The organism is Massilia frigida, assembly GCF_011682175.1.
GTDB classification, from domain to species: Bacteria; Pseudomonadota; Gammaproteobacteria; order Burkholderiales; family Burkholderiaceae_D; genus Telluria_A; species Telluria_A frigida.
On the sequence record NZ_WHJG01000019.1, the window covers coordinates 32889 to 49761 of the forward strand.

The following is a 16873-nucleotide window of genomic DNA, read 5'->3' on the forward strand; positions in this document are numbered from 1 at the left end:
AATTGTAGCGCGCCATGGTGTATAAAAGAGCCTGCGACGCAGGCAGCGTCACCGGCTTGGAGAGGATGACTTGAACAGGAACTTGACAGGAAGCTGCGTGCTGGCCGCCATGCTGGCCGCATGCCACGACCAGGCCGCGCAGGCCAAGGACGCCCCCGGCGCGGCCAACACGATGAGCTGCATCATCGATGGCGCCACCACCTTCAGCGCCAGCGGCAAGGATGTCAGCATCGCCAGCCTGGGCACCACGGCCGCCTCGGCCAACCTGGGACTCGGGCTGCATGCCAGCAGCATCGGCCGCACCCATGCCATATCGACCGGGCTGGTGGAGCTGCCGATCGCCCAGGGCAGCTATCAATTCCCCAAGCCCGGCACGCCCGGCGCCTCGGGCGCCTCCTACCGCATCAGGAACGACGCCAACGAGACCCTGGAAGACTATACCGGCAGCGCCTACGGGCAGTTCTACGCCCTGGCCGAGCAGGATCCGCAAGCCCGGCTGGTGCTCGACATCACCCGCTTCCAGAAGCTGCCCGCGGCCATGCCGAAAACGCAGCGCCTGAGCATCGCCGGTACCTTCCGCTTCAACGCGGCGTATGTCGCCTACGTCAAGGGCAAGCTGCCGGACGCCTGCAGCACCGAAGCGCTCACCCGCTCGATGAGCAATATCGGCAAGCCGGTCAGCTACCCGCGCTACAACCCGGACATCTGCGGCGCAAAACGCCACCGCGTCGAGTGCAAGTTCGACGTGACGCAAGACTTGATGCTGCTGTGAGCCGTCAGCGGCAGTTCGCGTTCCACGCATCGTAGTCGGCGCCGGTGCGGCGCGCCCAGATGGTGGCGCCGCCATCGCGCGCGCTGCGGAACACCAGCGCCACCATTTCTTCGCTGCCCTCGCCGCTCGCGCCGACATCGATCGCATACAGCTCGAACGGCGCCGAACGCTGGCGCGCGCAGCCGGTGTTCCCGGCCAGCAGCAGGCGTGCCTTGTCCAGCAGCTTGCCCTGCTGCGCCAGCACGCCGACCAGTTCCGTGTCCGGCATGCGCTGCAACAGCTCCACCGGCCTGGCCGGCGGCACGCAGCCGCTGGCGCGGTCGAGCCAGACGAACTGGCGCACGCGTTCGCCGCCGCCCCACTCGCCTTTGTCGGGCGCGTAGGCAAAATCGATGCGCTGCATGCGGCACAGCAGCTTGAGCCCGCGCTGCGGCGCCATGAGCACCGTGGCCGTCACCTGCCATGGCGCGCCGGCGCCCGCGCGCGTGAGCGCGAAGGCTGGCTGCGCGCTGTGATTCTCGGGGAAACGCTTCTGGTAGTAGGCATGGAACGATTTGAGCTCGGCCTCGGCCGGGGCCCGCGTCTCCACGGCCGCCTGCGCGGCGCCCGCCACCAGCAGCATGGCCAGCAACGCCGCCCTCATGCGCGCACGACCGTGCGCCGCTCGACCGACTCGCCGGCGCGCATGCGGAACGTAAAGCGCGTGGCGCCGTTTTCGGATGTCACTTCCAGCGTGCCGCCATGCGAACGGGCGATTTCGGACACGATGAACAAACCCAGTCCCAGCCCTTCGCTGGCGGCGTGGCCGGCGGCGCGCCAGAACGGCTTGAACAACTGTCCGATGGTGGCCGGCGCGATGGCCGGCCCGCCATTGGCCACCGAGATTTCCAGCTCGCCGCCGCGTGCAATGGCGCGCACCAGCACCGCTTCCTCGCGCGCACCGTGCACCAGCGCGTTCTTGAGCAGGTTCGACAGCAATTGCTGGATGCGCCCGCTATCGCAATACACGCAGCCCGGCACGTCGATGTCTTGTGCGATACGGTGTTCCGGATAGGCGCCCTGCAACTCGGCCACCACTTGTTCGAGCGACTGCTGCAGGCCGGCGTCGCTGTGCAAATTGAGCGCAATGCCGCCGCCCATGCGCCCGCGCGTGAAATCCATGACATCGTTGACCAGGGTCGACATGCGCAGTGCGCTGCGCCGCATGCGCTCGACCACGCCCGCGGCCTGCGCGCCGAGCGGCTCGCGCTTGAGCAGTTCGGCGCCCAGCAGGATCGACGATAGCGGCGTGCGCAAGTCATGTCCCAGCACGGCAATGAACTGCTCGCGCAGCTCCGAGGTATCGCGTTCGCTCAGTAGCGCCGATTGCGATTCGCTCAATTTCAGTTCACTTTCGAGGTGCTTGGATATGAGCTGGGCGAACAGGCCCATGCTCGCCACGGTGGCCGTGTTCGACAAGTCCGCCGGCAGCGGATCGAGCCCGCACAGGGTGCCGAAATAGCTGCCGTCCGCGCGGTGGATCGGCAGCGAAATATAGCTCTGGAAGCCGTAGATGAGCGGCGTATGGTGGTCGCGGTAGCGCGCATCGGCGCTGACATTGTCGATGATGACGGGGCGGCCGCTGTCGCGCACTTCTTGGCACAGGGTGGTGGCCAGGTCGAGGCCGTCGCCGGCCTTGAGGCCGAATCCGAGCCGGTCGAGCACGGCGCAGGTGGTCCACGCATCGGCGCTCACGCGCGCGATGCAGACAAAGCGCAAGCCGGTGATCGCGGCCACCGCTTCGAGGATTGTCGGCACTGAGGAAATCGCCTCAATGGCAGCGATATCGGCAGCAATCTCTGTTTGCATCAATCTCTCTTGCGCGAAAACCGGGTTGAACGAAGCGCAATCGTATCATGCGTTCCCGGCGCCGGAGATTTTTGCGGCGGCGGGCGTGCCGCCCCCGCTCAGGCGGCCTGGCGCCCGTGCATCTGGTGGTGCAGGCGGAAGCCTTCGCGGATATTCTCGCGCAGCACCGCGCCCTTCCACGGCTTGGTGTAGAAGCGGTCGATCGCCCCATGGTTAATCGCCGCCATGATCGGGGTCAGGTCCGAATACGCCGACAGCATGATGCGGAAGGTGTCCGGACACAGGTTCTTGACCCGCTCCATGAATTCGGTCCCGCTCATGAGCGGCATGCACTGGTCGCACAGGATCACCTGCACCTTGTGGCGCGCCAGGATGTCGAAGCCTTCGGCCGCCGTCTGCGCGGTCAGGATGCGGTAGCCGTCCTGCGCCAGGAAGTCCGACAGCACGTCGAGCATGAAGGCGTCGTCGTCGACGATGAGCAGGGTTTGCTGGTTGACCAGGGATTCGTCGAGCGGCGGCATCAGGTACTTGCCCTCGCTGAGCATGTGCTCGAATTCGTCTTCCGGCAGCGGGCGGCTGAAGTAGTAGCCCTGCATCTCGTCGCAGCCGTGGCGGCGCAGGTAAGCCAGCTGCGCATCCTTTTCCACGCCCTCGGCGATCACCTGCAGTTTCAGGCTGTGCGCCATGTTGATGATGGCCAGCACGATGGCCGCGTCGTCCGGGTTGCTGGTCACTTCGCGCACGAACGCGATGTCGATCTTCAGTTTGTCGATCGGGAAGCGCTTCAGGTATGCCAGGCTCGAATAACCGGTGCCGAAATCGTCGATCGAAATCTGGATCCCCAGCGCCTTGAGGTTGCGCAGCACGGTGATGGTGTCTTCCGCGTTCGACATCAGGGAGCTTTCGGTCAGTTCGAGTTCGAGCAGTTCGGGCGCGATGTCGTGCACCTTGATTGCATTGAGCACTTCCTGTTCCAGGCCGCCGACGAAAAACTGGATGCCCGACACGTTCACCGACAGGTGCACCGGCCCGATCTTGCTCTTGCCCCACTCGCTGATCTTGCGGCACGCTTCATTCAACACCCAGGTGCCGACCCGCACGATCAGGCCGGTCTCTTCCAGGATCGGAATGAACAGTCCGGGCGAGACCATGCCGTGGCCCGGCCGCTTCCAGCGGATCAGCGCTTCGGCGCCGCTGATGCGGCCCGACCCGATATGCACCTTGGGCTGGTAGAACAGTACGAATTCGCCATTGTCGATGGCGCGCCGCAGCGCGTTTTCCAGGTCCAGGCGCGCCAGCGACTGCGCGTTCATCTCCGCCGTAAAGAAGCGGAACGCATCGCGCCCGGCTTCCTTGGCGCGGTACATGGCCGTGTCGGCATACTTGATCAGCGTGTCGGCATCGAGGCCATCGTCCGGATACACGGTGATGCCGATGCTGGCCGTGACGGTCACTTCGTGCCCTTCCAGGTCGAACGGGCGGCGCAGCGTTTCGCGGATCTTGTCGACCACCGCGATGGCCGTCTGCGGGCCTTCGGGCAGCATCAGGATGGCCGCGAATTCGTCGCCGCCGAAGCGCCCGATGGTGTCGCGCACGCGCAGGCAGTCGACCAGGCGGCTGGCGAACTGGCGCAGCAGCTCGTCGCCGATCGGGTGGCCGAGCGTGTCGTTGACGGTCTTGAAGCGGTCGACGTCGAGGAACAGCACCCCCACCGCCCAGCGGTGTTCGCCCGCCTGCTCCAGCGCGCGCGTGAGCGAGGAATAGAACTGGCTGCGGTTCGGCAGCCCGGTCAGGGTATCGAAATGGGCCAGCTTCAGCAGGCGCAGTTCGGCTTCCTTGCGCTCGGTGATATCGCGCGCCACCGCCACCAGGATCCAGCTCGAACCGGAACGCAGGGTGCGGCGCTGCACTTCGACCGACAGCGGCGAGCCATCCTTGCGCTGCAACAGCAGTTCGGCCATGGCGCCCGACTGGTCGCCCGAGAGCAGCTTCTCGTACAGGTCCTTGAGACGCAGCTTGTCGTTTTCATCCTCGCCCGGCAGGGCCGGCGCCGACAGCGCCAGGAAGTCGTCGCGCGCGAAGCCGAGCATGCGGCAGGCGGTGGCGTTGACGTCGACGAAGGCCATGCCGGAACGGTCGATCAGGAAAATCGCGTCGGCGGTGGCATCCATCGCGGTGCGGAAGCGCCGCAAATCCTCGTCGAGGCGGATGCGCGCCGTCATGTCGGCGGTCAGCTGGGCATGGTGGCGCTTGATTTCTTCGTACAGCAGCAGGTTTTCGTAAGCGACGGCGATCTGCGCACTGACCGTCACCACCACGCGCTCGTCGACTTCCGAAAAGCCGTCGGCGCCGAGCTTGTCGACCAGGTACAGCCAGCCGTGCACGCGTTCGCGCGCGGCGATCGGCACGCCCAGGAAGGAATGCACCGGCGGGTGGTTCTGCGGCAGCCCGATCGTGCGCGGGTCGCCGCCCACGCTATCCATGCGCACCGGGATGCGCTGGTCGAGCAAGGTGGCCAGCACCCCGGCGCGCGGCGTGCTGGCGACCACCCGCGCCTGGCGGTTTTCGCCGCACGAGGAAAAATAACTCAGTTCGTCGGCGCCTTCATCGAGCACGCCGATGCAGGCATATTTGGACACGCAGACATTCTGCGCCACGCGGCAGCCGATTTCGAGCAGCGCGGTCGGATCGCGTTCGGCCCCCAGCTCGATCCCCAGTTCGATCAGGGCGGTCAGGCGCAGGCTCACCGCCTGCAGGCTGGACAGGGAACTGGAGAGCCGGTCGGTCATCTGCGCCAGGTCGTACGAGGGCTCGGGCATGCCGTGGCTGGCGATGCGCGACAAGACCTGGCTGCTGCTCGACTCGACTTCGACCAGGCATTCGGCCACCGTGTTATCGATCAGGTGCATGCGGTTCGGCTCGGCCTGCGGCACCGAAAACGCGGGCAGCATGGGCGGATCGGTGATCCCGAGCGCTTCGTGCACGGTGCGCAGGATCACGTCCGGGTCCGACGGTTTGGGCAGCACCCAGCGCACCCCGCAGGCTTGCGCCATCTTGTTCGCTTCGCGCTCGCGGTAGGTGGCGGTGTAAAAGATCACCGGCAGCTCGTCCATGGCCGGGTCCTTGCGCAGGCGCATGACGAATTCGTAGCCATCCATGTTCGGCATCAGGATGTCGGAGATGATCAGGTCGGGGCGCTCGGCATACACCATCTTCAAGCCTTCGACCCCGTCGGCGGCCTCGATCAGGCGGTAGCCGCCGTAGCCGAGCAGAGTCATCAGGAATTCGCGGTTGAGCACATGGTCGTCGACGATCAGGATCGTGGCCTGTTCACCGCTGCGCGCTTCGCTGGCGGGCGCGCCGGCCGGCTCGGCATGGCCCTCGGCGGGACTGGCCACCGGTTCGGACGGCGCCAGCAGCGGTAGAAAGCTTTCCAGCTGGGCGACAAAAGTGTCGGGCTCGATCGGTTTGCCGATATAGCCGTCGAAGCCGGCGGCGAGCAAGCGTTCGCGGTCGCCCACCATGGCCAGCGCGGTCACCGCCAGCACCGGAATGGCGGCCAGCGCCGGATCGCCCTTGAGCGCCGCCACCACGCCGTAGCCGTCCAGGCGCGGCAGGTGCACGTCGCAGATGATCAGGTCGGGAATCGCCTCGCGCGCGCTATCGACGCCGCTCACGCCATCGTACGCCGTCAACGGGGTATAGCCGAATGCCTTCAGCAAATACACCATCAATTCCATATTGGTGGTGTTGTCTTCGATGATGAGGATGCGTGCGGACACTGTTGCGCTCCTGGGTTAAACCGGACTGGTGCAACTGGTGGAATCGCATTCCGGGCTTGTCTGTTGCATCCTGACACATTCCTACGGCGATAGGCAATTGTGCACGACGTTATCAACGGGACAGACACGCAAGCAGTCGCTATTCGGCGACAAAACCCGCTCCGGCGATGTTTCGAAAACAAGAATCTCACCAATACTATCGAGCAAGAAATCGGATTGTCCATGACAATCATTTCTCAATGACTCTATCACGCCTTTTGCCGGGCTTGCTAAAGAATATCCGCCGGTGTGGACAGCTTGGCAATTTCATCCATCAGGCGCGCCAGCACGCGCCCGTTGCGGCACAGCGCCACGTGGCCGACGCCGCCGAAAGCGATATTGCGCGCCCCTTCCAGCACGCTGGATGTTTGCGGGGCCACGATGTTGTCGTGGTGGGTATAGAGGGAGGTGATGAGGGCGCGCGTGGCCGCGCTTTCGCTGGCGCCCAGCGCGCGCAGCCAGGCGCTTTCAAGAGCCTCGCCGCCGGCCTGGCGCTGCATCTGGCTGGCGTTCACGCCCACGCCCTTGCCGGCCAGGACGGTGCCGTGATGCGGCGTACCGATGGTAAATACATGGGCCACGCGCGCGCTGCCGTGCGCGCGCAGGTAGGCGCGCGCCACCAGGCCGCCCATGCTGTGCGCCACGATGATGACGCGCTGCGCGCCGCTCGCTTCGCACAGGGCGTCGGCGGCGCGCCGCACCAGCGGCACGAAGTCGTCGATGCCGGCCAGCAGCGGCTCCAGGTCGAGCGAGGCGTGGCTGATGCGGGCCGCGTCGAGATGCCGTGCCAGGTGCGCCCAGTAGCCGCTGTTGCAGCCGTAACCGTGCAACAGCAGCACCGGCGGCGCAGTGCTGCCGGCGTAAAGACGCTGGCGCGCCACCGCGTGCACCATGAACCACGACGATTGCAGCATGCTCGCCATGAATTCCTCGGCGAACAGGCGCAGCATGGCGCCGGGACCGATCCGGAACGGCGCCGGCGTCGGGCTGGCAAAGCGCGCCGTCATGACGAAATTGTTCGCCGTGATCAGCAGGCGCACCAGCAGCACCGCGGCCAGCCCGCAGCCGAGCGCCAGCCAGGGCGAGGCCAGGCCGCCGTAGCGCATCGCCGCGAAGCCGATGGCGCCCGCCGCCGCGGCCTGCACCAGCAGCAGCGAGCGCAGCAGGGCGCGCGTGCTCAGCGCCACCTTCACGCGACCCGGGGGGCCGGCTTGCCGCTCAGTTCCTGCGCCAGCTCGCTCGCTAGGCGCGCCGTGATGGCATAGATCGACAGCTGCGGATTGGCGCCGATCGAGGTCGGGAACAGCGAACCGTCGTGCACCGACAGGTTGCGCACGCCGTGGTAGCGGCCATTCGCGCCGACCACCCCGCGCCGCTCGTCGTCGGACATGGTGCAGCCGCCCATCACGTGCGCCGAGACGATGCGCGTGATGTGCTCCCGCATCGGCAGCGCGGCGATGCCTTTCCTGGCGCCGTCCCAGCTGGTATAGCGTTCGGCCAGTTCGTGCACCGGCTGCACGCTGGTGGCGCCGGCTGCGAACTGGATTTCGGCCATCGACAGCATGGCGCGGCGCACGCCATCCCACAGATAATCACCCAGCGGATAATCGAGCAGCGCCGCGCCTTCGCGCGTCAGGCCCACGCTGCCGCCCGGGGCGTCGCCATGAAAACCGTCGCGCAGCAGCGCCAGCAAGCCATGCACATGGGGGAACTGGCGCATGGTGTCGGTATGCGCCTGGCCATATCCGGCCATGGTGGTCGACAGCAGCAGCGGATGCAGGGGCGGCGCTTCGAGCTTGTAGCCGATCGGCCCGTCGATCGGGCCAGTTTGCAGGAAGTGATCGGAGTAGATGGTTTGCGGGGCGCCGGCGAAGCCGTCCACGCGCTGCGCGAAGATGCCGGCCGAGATCACGGTCGGATGCAGGAAGGTGCGCCTGCCGAGCAGCCCGTGGGGATTGGGCGCGCGTGAGCGCAGCAGCAAGGCCGGCGAATTGATCGCCCCGCCGGCCACGATGAAGTGTTTGGCGCGCAGCGTGACGACCCGCCCGCTCGCAGCCAGACCGCTCGCGTCCATCGCTTCGCACACCAGGCTGTCGACCGCGTCGCCCTTGAACACCAGGCGCTGGGCGCGCGCATGCGTGAGCAGGGTGGCGCCGTGGCTGAGCGCCGACGGGATGGTGGTGACCAGCATCGACTGCTTGGCATTGGTCGGGCAACCCATGCCGCAGTAGCCCAGGTTCCAGCAACCCTTGACGTTGCGCCGGATCGCGCCCGAGGAAATGCCCAGGCGTGCGGCGCCGCGCTTGAGCAGGTCATTGTTTTCGTTGGGCGGGGCTTGCCAGTCGCCCACCGACAGGCGCGCTTCCATCATCGCGAACCAGGGCGCCAGCGCCTCGGTGCTGTAGCTGGCCAGGCCGAAGTTTTTTTGCCAGTACGCCAGGGTCGGGGCCGGGGTGCGAAAGCTCGAGGTCCAGTTGACGGTGGTCGAGCCGCCTACGGTGCGCCCTTGCAGGATGTTGATGGCCTTGTCGCGCGTCTTGCGCGCGGCCGATTCCTGGTACAGCGCCGGATAGGCATCCGCTTCGCGCATCTTGAAGTCTTTCGAGGACTTGAGCGCGCCCTCCTCCACGATGACGACCGTGAGGCCGGCCAGCGCCAGGATCTCGGCGCTGACGCCGCCCCCGGCGCCGCTGCCGATGATGACCACGTCGGCAAGGATGGTGCGGTCGGCCTCGAGGCGGGCGCCATCGATCACTTTCCAGCCGGCTGCCAGGCCGGCTTCGATCGGATCGGGGATGGGGCTCATGCCAGTTCCTTGATCGGACCGGGATAGCCGATGCCGGCCCAGCTGGACGGATCGGCATACCAGGAACCGATGATCAGGTCATGCAGCGCGTGGTAGGCGCTTTGCAGCATGCCGATGCGGTGAAAGCGCCAGTCGTGCAGGAATACGCCGACCTGCTCGACGCTGGCGCCGGCCCAGCCGCCCGACACGCCCGCCAGCAGGCGCCGCGCGGGCGCCAGCGAGAGCAGGCCGAACAGGTCCTGGACTTCCTTTTGCGCAGACAGCGGCAGGCCCAGGATGGCCTGGTGCACGCGCGCGGTGGTGGCCGTCACGGCGGCCAGGCGCGCGCCCGGGTCGGCCGGCAGCGCCCCGGCCAGCATGGCCGGCACGATGGCGTCGATGGCCGCGCGCGCTTCGCCGTCGAGGGCAAAGCGGCCCAGCGGCGAGGGATGGGTATAGCGGTAAATGCCGCCGCCTGCCGCCAGGGTCAGCGCGGCCAGCGCCCCGACCTTGAGGAAGGTTCTGCGTTTGGTCTCCATGTCTTTGTTTTCCATGCTATTTTTTGGGGTAGTGTACGCCAAAGGGGATGGTATAAAATCCAACAAACTAGAGTGAACCGTCTAGACGTTTCTGGTACAAAGCGAATGAATAAAGACAAACTGGCCGCCGAACTCGAACACCATCTGCGCCTGCTGGCGGCCGGGCGCGAGCAGGCGCGCCGCGATCCGGCCCTGCAGGCGGCGCGCACGGCGCTCAAGCGCTACCAGTCGGCCCGCCTGGCCGCCACCCACCCCGACCTGCTGGCCGCGCCCGACACGCGCGAGGCGGCCGCTTTTTTCCTCAACGATATCTATGGCGCGCACGACCTGGAGCGGCGCGAGGCCGACCTCGAACGCGTGGTCCCGAGCCTGCAGCGGCTGCTGCCCTACGAATCGCTGCACACGATCACGGGCGCGATCGCGCTCGACGCCCTGACCGAACAGCTCGATACAGCCATGGCGCGCGTGCTGGGCGCCGATGTCGATGAAGGCGCGTACCTGCTGGCCTACCGCAGCGCCACCGCACCCGAGCAACGCGCGCGCCAGCTCGACCTGGTGCAGCAGCTGGGCGACTCGCTGTGCACGCTGGTGCGCATTCCCCTGCTCTCGCTGACCTTGTCGGTGATGCGCGGGCCGGCCAGGCTGGCCGGCGTGACCGACCTGCACCAGTTCCTCGAACGCGGTTTCAGTACCTTCAAGAAGATGAAAAAGCCGGCCCAGTTCGTCGACACCCTGGTCGGACGCGAACGGCGCGCCATGGGGCATATCTACAGCGGACGCAGGGAACCCTTCGACGTCTTCTGATCCCGGCCCGCCCCCCCTGCCCACCGCCAGTGCGTCAAGCCCCGGATCAACGCCCTTGTTGTTTCCATACAGCATTTGGTCGTTTGCAGCCTGCTCAACCGCCAAATTTGCATTTCTTTAATATATTTACAGCACTGTGAGTATTGGGGAGATTTGCCCTAGCGATGTGGGGTATGTTGGATGGCTCGGTACCCGAAAACAGACCAGCGGCGTGGACCCAGCACGCCTCGAGGGGAAGACGATGCCACACACTCCGGCCGGCCCGAACGATCCGCAAGCCTCTGGCGCGCAAGGGGCGACGCGCGCCCCGATGTTCGGCGAAGCGGATAAGCCGGCCATTGGCCTGATGTGTTTCGTGGCGGCCGGCATGGCCAGCCCGCAGGCTTGCATTCCAAGAACATCCCCATCGACGCCCGCATTCCGACAGTGATACGCAGTCAGCGTCCCGCTGCCTCCCCGGTGCCGGCACGCCAGTCCTATTCCAACTATATAGAGAGGGAGAACAGCAATGAAAGCGAGTCAGCCCCTGCACAGTGCGTTCCGGATTCATCCTGCCGTCGGTGTCGCGCGGGTGGGCAATAGCGAGGAATTTGTCATCGCTCCCGAGACCATGGCCGGCGCTCCGATCGCCCCGGGCCAGGTGCTGAGCGGCGGTTTGCCGATCCGGGCTGGCAGCGAGGCCGACCCGGTGCGCAGCGGCGACCTGCGCGATGCGCAAGGCGCCCTGAAGCGCCAGGCCGCGCGCTTTCGCATCTTCCACTACGCCCCCCAGGCCAGCGAGAGCTGGCCGCGCGGCGACGGCACCGAAGTCGGGATCGGCACGCGCATCGAGGGCTTGACGGTGACCGACATCATCTGGACCGTCCACCTGGCCAACAAGAAAGCCAACACCTTTGTGCTCGAAGAGACGCATCTGCCGGGCATCGATGGCTACGCGGAGGGGCAGCTGCCGCCGATCCGCAATGCCGCGCTGCCACTCCAGCAAGCGTCGCACTCGACCGACAAGATTGCCATCCTGAACCTGCCGGAACGGGTCCGCAAGCTGACCATCGACCCCGGTCCGCGCACGATCGCGGGCGCGCGCGCCAGTGCCGTGCATTTCGACAAGGCCACCGCGGCCTCGTATTACGACGCGGCCAGCGCCAGCGTGGTTGCGCTGGCGCGCTATCCGATGTCCTTCCCGGGCGACGCGTTCGCGCGCATGGACAGCCCCGCCGGCCCGATCGATACCCTGGGCAGCCTGCTCACCGACGAGCGCGGCCGCCTGCTGGTGGTCGGCGGCTTCGGGCGCGCCAGCGGCTGGGCGCAAGTCGCTCCCACGCCGCTGAACGATGATGTGAACAACGACCAGTGGTTCGACGACACCTCGGACGGCCCGGTATCGGCCACGCTGGTGTTCGACGACGGCAGCCACGCCGTGGTGCACGGCGCCTGGGTCACCACCACCGATCCGGCCTATGCACCCCAGATCCCGAACATCGTGTCGCTGTGGGACGATGTGTACGACTGCTGGGTGCGCAAGATGGCGCTGGCGCCGGCCATCTTCAACGCCAAGACCGGCACTTACCGGAGCGACTACAAGCCCAGCTTCGACGACCAGCTTGCCCCCATGTTCACCAGCGCGGCGCTGCAGCAATGGACGGTCAACATGAGCGAGCGCGGCATGTCGGCGCACCGCAACCTGGCCACCATCCGCGCCGTGGACGATCCGGCCAGCACCGCCCTGGCCGGGCTGGCCGCGATCTTCCGCAATCCGTTCGAGCCCGGCCATACCGACACCACGCGCATGCCTTTGCACCTTGGCGACGCCAAGAGCGCAATGCTGACCCTGCGCCAGACCCAGTATTTCTTTCTGCAACGCTGGAACCAGGGGCGCGGCAACTATGTCGCCGGCAGCGGCCCGGCGCTGGGGGCCGGCGAGTATCTCGACAAGGCGACCATGGTCAACTGCCTGGGCGGGCGTTTCAGTCCCGGCATCGACCTCACCTTCACCATGCGCGAAGCGGCCATCTACCTGCAACCCTGGGCCAGCTGCGGTGCCGGGCCGTTCCGCATCCGAGCCGCCGCGCTGGACTACGCGGCGATCGCTGCCGGCCCCGGCACCGGCGCGCCCTTGCTCAGCGTCGGTTATGTGCCGCGCCACCGCGAGGCGGAGGGGCTCGAGCCGGGCGACCTGTCCAAGTTCATGGCAGTGCCGTGGCACACCGACTATAACTCCTGCGCCACCCACCTGCCCTCGCCCAACCCGCCCGGCAACCGCACCCTGTTCTGGTCGTGGCCGGCGCAACGGCCGGTAGCGGTCTACGCCCTGGCCGACGTGCGCAGCGAAGCGTCCGGCGATATCAATACCCAGGAACCGGACCGGCCGCCACAGGTCGCCGTGCTCGGCGCGCAACGCTGGTCCGTGCGCGGCCCCGGCACCGATTCCGGGCAGCCGGAGAACTGGGGGCGCTACCAGAACCGCATGGACATCCTCGATCACTGGCACCGTATCGGCGTGGTCATGCAGGCGAGCGCGATCGACGGCAGCACGCTGGCACTCGACGATGGCTGGTACCTGGAAGTGGAAAGCAAGCTGGTCGATACTGGACTCACGCCCGTGGTGCCGTTTCCCAACTTCGCCAGCGCGACCGCATCCACTGACGCCCGCACGCTCGACGCCCGCAACCTGTTCCACCAGCTGATGAACGTGGCGGCGCATCCGGAAGTGCTGCCCGACGCGCGCGCCTACGTCGATGCCTGGCTGGCCTGGGCCGAGCTGTTCGCCGCCGATCCGCAGCGCGCCTCGGCGGACTTGCTGGCATTCGATTACAGCGAGGATGCGTTTCGCGAGCGGCTCGACCTGATTTACCAGGAAATGGTGGACGATGCCGCCGCCGTCGATCCGGGCGACAATGGCCAGTATTTCAACACCTATGCCGCGATGGTGACCTACACCATCCAGTGGGCGCCGTTCAACCTGATTGACGGCGCCTGGCTGCGCAACATCGGCCGCACCGGTCCGATCGACGCCGTGCGCGCGCTGCTGTACTCGGTGTCGATGGATGAAATGGGCGATGGCAATGTGTCCATGAACCATTGCAATATCTACCGCGATCTGTGCGCCTCGGTCGGCTACTATCCGCAGCCGATCGACTCGCGCGAATTCGCCTTCGATCCGACCTTTCTCGACAGCGCCTTCAGCGTACCGGCATTCCAGATGGCCATTTCGCAATTTTCGGAAGATTATTATCCGGAACTGATCGGCATGACCCTGTACCTGGAATGGCAAGTGGTCGACCTGAAGCCGACCCGCGACCTGATGGAGTATGTCGGCATCGATCCGCACTTTTATGTCATGCACATCGGCATCGACAACGCCGTCAACGGCCACGGCCAGCGCGCCGCCGAGGCGGTGCGGCTGTATCTGCAGGGCGTGCGCGACCTCGGTGAAGGCGAGCAGGCGGTGCAGCGCGCATGGCGCCGCATCTGGAACGGCTTCGTCGCCTTCGGCAGCATCGGCAGCTTCGGCGCAGACCTGATCAAGCTGGTCACGCAAGCGCCCACCCTGCGCCAGCAAATGCTGTCCATGATCGAGCGCAAGACGACCTTCGGCAGCCGCAACCACCAGAAAAAGATGGTGGGCGGCTGCCGCATCGACGAGTGGTTCGCCGACCCGCCCGGTTTCCTCGACGCGCTGGTCGAACATGGCTGGATCACGCCCGGCGACTGGGCCGGCAGCCGCATGCATGCCTTGATGAATTTCGAGACCGGCCCCATGTACCGCGTGTTCACCGATGACGAAATCACGCTCTGGGCCGATTACACCGCCGCGCTGGCCCATCCCGCGCCGCCGCCGGCCCCGCCGCCGCTCCCGCCCGCCTTCGCGATGGCGGCGCTGGTCGAGCAACTGCGCCCGGTGCAGCGCGGCGTGGCCGGTCACGCCACCGGCATGATGGCCGACCCGCACGGCGTGATCCACTCGATGGCCTGGTGGTTCGAGCAAAGCACGCGCGACTTGATGGCGGCGCTGGCCTCGCCCGTCAACGGCCTGGTCGTGCCGGGCCGGCCGCAGGACAGCCGCTTTTTCATGAGCCTGATCGCTCCCACCGGCCCCATGGGCTCGGCGTTCAGCCTGCCGGCGGCGGCGCCGAACAGCGGCACTTGCCGCGATGTGGTGCACCGCTGGATCCTGAACCAGTGTCCGCTGCTGGACCCGGCGCCCCTGCGCGTGCGCCTGCACTCGCCGCGCGCCAGGCACGAACGCAATCCGGGCGGGAAGATCATTGGCATGGGAGGCGTGCATTGACTGGCCCGGAGCGCTGCGACGTCGCCGTGCTGGGGGCCGGACCGGCCGGCTGCGCGACGGCGCTGGCGCTGGCGCGCAATACAGCCTGGCGCATCCGCCTGATCGACCCCGGCGTGGCGCCCGGGCCCAGGGTCGGCGAGACCTTGTTGCCCGACACCCGCCTCGTGCTGGAACAGCTGGGCGTGCTGGATGCGTTCCTGGAGCAAGGCCACGCAAGCTGCCTCGGCAGCTGCTCGGCGTGGGGCAGCGCCATCCTGGGCTTCAATGACTTCCTGCTCAGTCCGAACGCGCTGGGCTGGCATCTGGACCGGCGCCGCTTCGATGCCTTCTTGCTGGACCATGCCGCCGCCCGCCCGCAGGTGCGCTGCCTGCCGTCCCGCTTCGAGGCGTGCGCGCCGCTCGCCGGCGGCGGTTTCGCGCTGCGGCTGGCGGACCGGCAGGGCTCTGGCGCGGTGCTGGAGGCGCGCATCGTGGTCGACGCCACCGGACAGCGCGCCGCGTTTGCCCGGCGCGCGGGCGCGCGCCAGCAGTACCTGGACCGCCTGATGTTCGTGTATGGCTTTTTCGACACCGGCGCGGCCAGTTCCAGCGCCAGGCTGACCGTGCTGGAAGCGGCGCAATCGGGCTGGTGGTATGCGGCGCAGTTGCCCGATGCGCGCCTGGCCGTGGCCTGCGCCACCGATCCGGACTTGCTGCGCCGGGATGGCCTGGGCGGCGACGACGCCTGGCTGGCGCGGGTGCTCGCCACCGGGCATATCGCCGCCCGCCTCGACGGCTGCCGTTTCCTGCGCGGATCGCTGAGCATACGCCCGGCCCTCAGCGGCATGCTCGATACCGTCGCCGGAGCGCACTGGCTGGCGGTCGGCGATGCCGCCGCGGTGTACGATCCGCTGGCGGCGCAGGGCATCCATAAAGCCTTGTCCGACGGCCTGCGGGCGGCAGCGGCGATCGATGCCGCGCTCGGCGCCGACGGCGTGCTGGCGCCAGGGTATGGCAGCGGCGCGGCCGAGCGCTTCGAGCAGTACCGGACCAACCGCAACTATTTTTATGGACTGGAGCGGCGCTGGGAGCGGGACACGTTCTGGCAGCGCCGCCATGCGCGCACCGAACTGCAGCCGGCGCGCGGCCATTGACGCTGGCCCGGCTGGCCTGCCGCGTCGCTCAGCGCGGCAATTTCAGGATATGGCGCGCGATCCCGCGCAGGATATTCACTTCCTCGGTTTCCAGCTGGGTGCGCGAAAACAGGCGTTTCAGGCGCGGCATGAGCTTCTTGGGATTGTCGGCATCGAGGAAATCGATCGCCACCAGGGCTTGTTCCAGGTGCGCATACATGCCCTCGATCTGTTCCAGGCTGGCGGCGTCGCCATGAAAGCCGATCGCGCTCGGCGCGCGCACGCCGCTTTCGCCCGCCATGCCCGCCACCCGGCACTCGTAGGCCAGCACCTGGGCCGCCTGGGCCAGGTTAAGCGAGGAATAATCGGGATTGGCCGGAATATTGATCAGCACATTGCACTGTTCGACGATCTGGTTGGGCAGGCCGAAGCGCTCGTTACCGAAAATCAGCGCGGCCGACAAGTCGCCCTGCCCCGCCACGTGGCCGGCAAAATCGCGCGGGGTCCACACCGGCGGCGAGAATTCGCGCAGCCGGGCCGACACCGCGGCGGCGAAATTGCAGCCTTCCAGGGCCTCGCCGATGCTGCCGACGATGCGCGCCCCTTCCAGGACATCCTGGGCGCCGCTGGCGAAGGCCACCGCTTCCGGGTCTTGCAAGGCATCGGGAAAGCGCGGATTGACCAGCACCAGGTCGCCGAAGCCCATGGTTTTGATGGCCCGGGCGGCGGCGCCGATATTGCCGGCGCGGCTGGTCTCGACCAGGACAAATCGCAGGCGTTTGAAAACAGACGTGTTGATTTCGGGCGTGTTCATTTAAAATAGCGCTATCGCGCAGTAGCGGATGATTAAAAACAGGGCTGACCAGCCCGCGATTTTAACCAGTTCGCCGCCGCACCGCTCTTT

The 16873-nt window shown here is 66.9% G+C and carries 12 protein-coding genes; 5 read left to right on the top strand and 7 right to left on the bottom strand.

Annotated features, from left to right (window positions below; all coding sequences use genetic code 11):
• The first annotated feature begins 70 nt into the window (after nucleotides 1-70).
• Nucleotides 71-772, top strand: coding sequence for a hypothetical protein (locus F2P44_RS18505; RefSeq protein WP_167088524.1), 702 nt, complete (start codon nucleotides 71-73; stop codon nucleotides 770-772).
• Nucleotides 773-776: 4 nt separating this feature from the next.
• Here F2P44_RS18505 and F2P44_RS18510 read toward each other — a convergent pair whose 3' ends face one another.
• The 6 genes from F2P44_RS18510 to F2P44_RS18535 all read right to left on the bottom strand — a co-directional run bounded on the left by F2P44_RS18510 (nucleotide 777) and on the right by F2P44_RS18535 (nucleotide 9780).
• A complete protein-coding gene (locus F2P44_RS18510) occupies nucleotides 777-1415 on the bottom strand; it encodes a hypothetical protein (protein ID WP_167088525.1) in 639 nt (212 codons plus the stop codon).
• The gene (locus tag F2P44_RS18515) at nucleotides 1412-2620 is read right to left on the bottom strand and encodes a GAF domain-containing sensor histidine kinase (protein WP_167088526.1); all 1209 of its coding nucleotides are present in this window, start codon (nucleotides 2618-2620) and stop codon (nucleotides 1412-1414) included. Before F2P44_RS18515 ends, F2P44_RS18510 begins: the two co-directional genes overlap by 4 nt.
• Nucleotides 2621-2718: 98 nt before the next feature.
• On the bottom strand, nucleotides 2719-6402 hold the full coding sequence (locus F2P44_RS18520; protein WP_167088527.1) for an EAL domain-containing protein: 3684 nt from the start codon (nucleotides 6400-6402) through the stop codon (nucleotides 2719-2721).
• Nucleotides 6403-6671: 269 nt separating this feature from the next.
• On the bottom strand, nucleotides 6672-7634 hold the full coding sequence (locus tag F2P44_RS18525; RefSeq protein WP_370662713.1) for an esterase/lipase family protein: 963 nt from the start codon (nucleotides 7632-7634) through the stop codon (nucleotides 6672-6674).
• Nucleotides 7631-9247, bottom strand: coding sequence for a GMC family oxidoreductase (locus F2P44_RS18530; protein WP_167088528.1), 1617 nt, complete (start codon nucleotides 9245-9247; stop codon nucleotides 7631-7633). The genes F2P44_RS18525 and F2P44_RS18530 overlap by 4 nt, the downstream gene beginning before the upstream one ends.
• Nucleotides 9244-9780 carry a hypothetical protein gene (locus F2P44_RS18535; protein WP_229423619.1) on the bottom strand — a complete coding sequence of 179 codons (537 nt, stop codon included), beginning with the start codon at nucleotides 9778-9780 and terminating at the stop codon, nucleotides 9244-9246. Before F2P44_RS18535 ends, F2P44_RS18530 begins: the two co-directional genes overlap by 4 nt.
• 90 nt (nucleotides 9781-9870) lie before the next feature.
• On the opposite strand from F2P44_RS18535, the gene F2P44_RS18540 reads away from it, so the two are divergent.
• The 4 genes from F2P44_RS18540 (at nucleotide 9871) to F2P44_RS18555 (ending at nucleotide 15990) form a co-directional block, all read left to right on the top strand.
• Complete coding sequence (locus tag F2P44_RS18540) at nucleotides 9871-10569, top strand: DUF8198 family protein (RefSeq protein ID WP_167088529.1); 699 nt, start codon at nucleotides 9871-9873, stop codon at nucleotides 10567-10569.
• Between the two features lie 241 nt (nucleotides 10570-10810).
• A complete protein-coding gene (locus tag F2P44_RS18545; RefSeq protein WP_167088530.1) occupies nucleotides 10811-10999 on the top strand; it encodes a hypothetical protein in 189 nt (62 codons plus the stop codon).
• Between the two features lie 78 nt (nucleotides 11000-11077).
• Complete coding sequence (locus F2P44_RS18550) at nucleotides 11078-14857, top strand: LodA/GoxA family CTQ-dependent oxidase (RefSeq protein WP_167088531.1); 3780 nt, start codon at nucleotides 11078-11080, stop codon at nucleotides 14855-14857.
• Nucleotides 14854-15990: an NAD(P)/FAD-dependent oxidoreductase gene (locus F2P44_RS18555; RefSeq protein ID WP_167088532.1), complete on the top strand. Its 1137-nt coding sequence runs from the start codon at nucleotides 14854-14856 to the stop codon at nucleotides 15988-15990. Before F2P44_RS18550 ends, F2P44_RS18555 begins: the two co-directional genes overlap by 4 nt.
• A gap of 28 nt (nucleotides 15991-16018) precedes the next feature.
• Here F2P44_RS18555 and F2P44_RS18560 read toward each other — a convergent pair whose 3' ends face one another.
• On the bottom strand, nucleotides 16019-16783 hold the full coding sequence (locus tag F2P44_RS18560) for an RNA methyltransferase (protein ID WP_167088533.1): 765 nt from the start codon (nucleotides 16781-16783) through the stop codon (nucleotides 16019-16021).
• Nucleotides 16784-16873 lie beyond the last annotated feature (90 nt).